At 51.6% G+C, this 4001-nt stretch carries 6 protein-coding genes; 2 read left to right on the top strand and 4 right to left on the bottom strand.

Going from position 1 to position 4001, the window contains the following annotated elements; all coding sequences use genetic code 11:
- Positions 1-42: 42 nt before the first annotated feature.
- Positions 43-441, top strand: a complete 399-nt coding sequence (locus BM100_RS21990; protein WP_092514904.1) for a helix-turn-helix domain-containing protein — start codon at positions 43-45, stop codon at positions 439-441.
- Between the two features lie 73 nt (positions 442-514).
- Positions 515-835, top strand: coding sequence for a SymE family type I addiction module toxin (locus BM100_RS21985; RefSeq protein ID WP_092514897.1), 321 nt, complete (start codon positions 515-517; stop codon positions 833-835).
- A 65-nt stretch (positions 836-900) separates the two neighbouring features.
- Here the strand turns inward: BM100_RS21985 and BM100_RS21980 are convergent, their stop codons facing one another.
- The 4 genes from BM100_RS21980 to xerC form a co-directional block, all read right to left on the bottom strand.
- Complete coding sequence (locus BM100_RS21980; RefSeq protein WP_092514890.1) at positions 901-1428, bottom strand: SMI1/KNR4 family protein; 528 nt, start codon at positions 1426-1428, stop codon at positions 901-903.
- A gap of 3 nt (positions 1429-1431) precedes the next feature.
- Positions 1432-1902, bottom strand: coding sequence for a DNA/RNA non-specific endonuclease (locus tag BM100_RS21975; RefSeq protein WP_244590739.1), 471 nt, complete (start codon positions 1900-1902; stop codon positions 1432-1434).
- Positions 1903-2024: 122 nt separating this feature from the next.
- Positions 2025-2858: a hypothetical protein gene (locus BM100_RS23350; protein ID WP_175495005.1), complete on the bottom strand. Its 834-nt coding sequence runs from the start codon at positions 2856-2858 to the stop codon at positions 2025-2027.
- A complete protein-coding gene (gene xerC, locus BM100_RS21965; RefSeq protein WP_092514875.1) occupies positions 2830-3915 on the bottom strand; it encodes a site-specific tyrosine recombinase XerC in 1086 nt (361 codons plus the stop codon). The genes BM100_RS23350 and xerC overlap by 29 nt, the downstream gene beginning before the upstream one ends.
- Positions 3916-4001: the final 86 nt, after the last annotated feature.

Genomic DNA, 4001 nt, shown 5'->3' with positions numbered 1-4001 from the left:
ATATAATACTTTCAAGACCTCCATTAAAAAAGGACACTTATCATGATGAACAAACACATCAACTGGCTTTGTTCATTTATGACTGATTTTGGTAAGCGCCTTGCGGGATTGCGCAAGGAAAGACAGCTAACACAGCTGGAACTGGCTAATTTGCTGGATATTCAGCCCCGCATGGTGGGACGCTGGGAGCAGGGGCAGGTTAAGCCACAGTTCGATTACATCATCAAACTGGCACAGTTACTGGAAGTCAGTATTGACCACTTATTACTGGGCGAAGAAGGCACAACCGCACCAGTTTTTGATATTAAAAACAAGCGGCTAAAAGAGCTGTGTAAACAGGTTGATGAGTTAAAGGCAGAAGATCAGGACGTGATTTGTCATTTTCTGGATATGGCGATCACACAAGAGAAGATTAAGCAGGTTATTAATATAACACGATGATACTTAACGCATTCTGACCGTGTTGGAGCACGATCAGAATGCTAACCACAACCAACTAATCAGGAGTTGAATGATGGCTAAGGCGCATTCTAAGCAAAACGCGGCGCAAAATAAAGCTGCTAAAACAGAACGTTATTACACCGTGGGATACGTCCCGCAAAACGACAAGGCCAGTGCCCCGCTCGCGATACACCTTAAGGGGCAATGGCTTAAACAGGCGGGGTTTGAGATTGGTGGCTCGGTCACGGTGAAGATTATGGATGGCTGTTTAGTGCTGATCCCTGACAGCGACGAGACAAACAGCCTTAAACAGCAATACCAGCGCCAGCGCGAGCAAATCAGTGACATTAAGCTGCGAATGCGCGAGCTGATTGGCGACTACAAAAGCCGCTAAGAGCGGGGAATGAGCAGCTCTAAAAAACAAAGCCGGAAGATCTTGGGGATCTTTCCGGCTTATTTTTAAATACTACTAAATTCTATAGTATTAGGTGGAAAACCATCAGGAAACGACATGCACTTGATCTTTCTTGATAAAATACCTTCTAAAAAATCAATGAAGTTTTCTTGTCTATATTCAACTTCTGGTGCCCTTGCAGCAATAATGGCTACCTTCCACAACTCACAGTCATCTGATGATGCGACCCAAAAGATATAATCACCGTTATCAGTAACGCCTATAGGAAGTAACCCATTATTATCAGGATAAAGAATAAACGGATAGTAATCCGGATCAGATTCAACAAGAGAATTAAAATCCTCAATAACCCATTCTTTCTGCCTGAAAAAATTCAAGTCATCATCTTCGCTAAATGGGTTAAATATAGTGATAAAATCAGCAATTCTGCCTGTACCATATTGAGTGATAAATTCAATATAATTTTTAGGGAAAGGGTGCCGATCATCTATCGATGGCCATTCTTCGCCCTGACCATTCTCATTTGGATGGGCTGGCAAGGGCAGTATATTATTTAAACTCTTTATGCTCATTATTTACATTCCCGGAGGGTTAAGAACCGTTACGTACTCATAGAATCCGCCCGAACCTTCAGCTTTCATGGTAATACCCGCCGGAATTCTAGATGGACCCTTATAAATAGGAATAGATTCAAATTCAACCACTTGACCCTGTTCCATGGCCTTTCTTATTCTACCTTCTACACCACTCATGAAAGGAGTATTAGCAGGTCTTTGTTGAAGGGTAACTAGGTTCCTTACATCATCTCCAGAACCACCTAATTGTCGTCCGAGCAGATGCCCCCTAGCTCGATTAGAACCTTTCCCTGTAATAAATCCCGGAGGCTGTATGTTCGGGTTAGCATGTGTACCAGTATTAATATGGCCTTTATCTAAAGTAGCATGAACTCCGGTTGGCCGACCTAACTCATCTAATTCACCATACTTAATATTATTCGGACATCCCTCCAACCCTAAGGGATCGATCCAATTTGTGGGGTTATGCACATACCCATACGGATTTACCCCGCCCAGCAGCCCTATCGGGTCATAGGGCAGGTTCCAGCACGGTTATACTTTTTAAAGCGATTTTTACGTTTATTATCAGCTTGTTAAAGAACCGTCTTTCCCTATTTTACCCACGCCACGAACCAAAAACGCCGATACGCACTTTCAGGATTTTTTTGCCAAAACGCCAGAGGCAGTATAGCGGCCATTTTTTCCCGTGATAGGTTGAACAGTCTGATTTTGTAACGGTTTTCCCTTTCGGCAACGGGCGAACGTCGCCCAACTTGCTTGGGCGGCGGACGGCCGTTCTGCGGGTGCGGGCGGCAGAGAGCCAGCAAGCGGCGCCCTGCGACGCTCTGGATCACCGACGTTTCAGATACAACGCCGTTTTTGCATGACAGAGGATTTTGTTCAAGGGAAGCCCCCTGCGGGGGCTGCACGGGGCGGAGATGGCGAGCACGGGAACGAGCAAGGAGCCTGCGACTGCGAGCCGCGCGTAGCCAATGCAGCAGGGTTGGGGCGGGGGAGGTAAATTCACGGAGGCCGCAGGCCGACCTGCCTTCAGGGATATTGGCTGGACGCAGCAAGGCAGCTAAAGGAGAACTCGGATTGCCGAGGACTGGCTGAGACGCTGACAGCAGAAGGCGAAGCCTTGTGCGCCGTGCCCTGCGGACTAATGAGCGGGGGCGCAAGACATAATGTGTATTATACGCATGAAGCCGCTGTGCGTTGGGCAGCTGAACGCCGGAAGCCACTCGGCACCGTGCGTATAATTCCCCGACATTATGTTGAGTGGGCTTTGGGCGGCCTGCACCGACTAAACGGGGATACCTTTGCTCAGGCCGGCCATTGCCCACGTACCCCCGCAGACACCGATGCCAACGGGCAGTCCGGCCACGGTCTGCCCCCGCACCGAACCCCGCGAACTCAACGGGGACGGTCAGATTGTCCGCCACGCCGGGCGTTGTTGTCGGGTGCTATGCTCTCCGCCACTTCCCGCACTGCACGGCTTTCCGGGGGTTCGGTGTCAGCGTTTGGCGGCGGATTATCCGGTTCTCCGTGGCCTGCCCGTTCAGCCGGATGCGTCTGCTGATGCACTTTCTTAAGCTGGCCGATGGCGACCCGCGTGTAAAGTTGCGTGGTATCCAGCTTCTCATGCCCCAGCATCGCCTGGATATGGCGGATATCCGCCCCGTTGTCCAGCATCTGGGTCGCCATCGAATGGCGGAACAGGTGACAGGCACCGGGTTTGTCCAGCCGGGCTTGCTGCCGGATGGCTTGGCCGGCTATCTGGGTCAGATGCCCCAGACTGAGCGGCCGGCCTTTTTGCGAGATAAACAGGTAGCCGCTGTCATGCTGTGCGGCCAGTTCAGAACGCACCGACATCAGATAGCGCGCCAGCCAGTGCAGCGCCCGCGCCCCGATGGGCACCACCCGGTCTTTATTACCCTTGCCCTGCCGGATAACCACGGCACCCCGTTCGACATCAATATCACCTTGCCGGAGCTGGCGCAGCTCCATACGCCGGATACCGCTGCTCCAGAACACTTCCAGCATCACCCGGTTGCGCAGCCCCAAGACACTCCCGTCATTCAGGCTGTCCAGCACCTGCACCGTTTCCCGTTCACTCAGTATCTGGGCGGGTAACCGCTTCTCTTCTTTCAGCAACACCAGCTGCTCGGCGGGATTATAGAGAAGGTGATGCCGTTGCAACAGCCAGCGGAACCACAACCGCAACGTGCTCAGGCGTTCACGCTGTCCGTTGTGGCTGTAAGGCTGACCGTCGGCTTTGCGGTATGCCCGCAGGGTGCGTTGCCAGCTTTCCAGCAACCCCAGCGTCACCTGAGCAGGATAACGAACCGTGCGCTGTTCGCACCAGTCCACGAACGGCAACAGCCGTTCCCGGTAGCTGTCCAGCGTGCGCGGGCTTTTTCCCTGTGCGGCCTGCGTATCCAGATACGCGTCAAGTTGTTGGCGTAAAGTGGTGAACCGGGAGCTGTGTGCGTTTGTCATCGGATTTTCCTTTTTGTCGTGGGGAGTATGGCAGGATGGATTATCTTTTCGTGGTCTGCCGGAACAGTGATTTTTGCCTGAGGCCG

Origin of the sequence: Xenorhabdus mauleonii, from assembly GCF_900113945.1 — a bacterium.
Taxonomy (GTDB): Bacteria; Pseudomonadota; Gammaproteobacteria; order Enterobacterales; family Enterobacteriaceae; genus Xenorhabdus; species Xenorhabdus mauleonii.
Note: the sequence above shows the minus strand (reverse complement) of the source record. Positions and strands in the feature narration are given on the sequence as shown.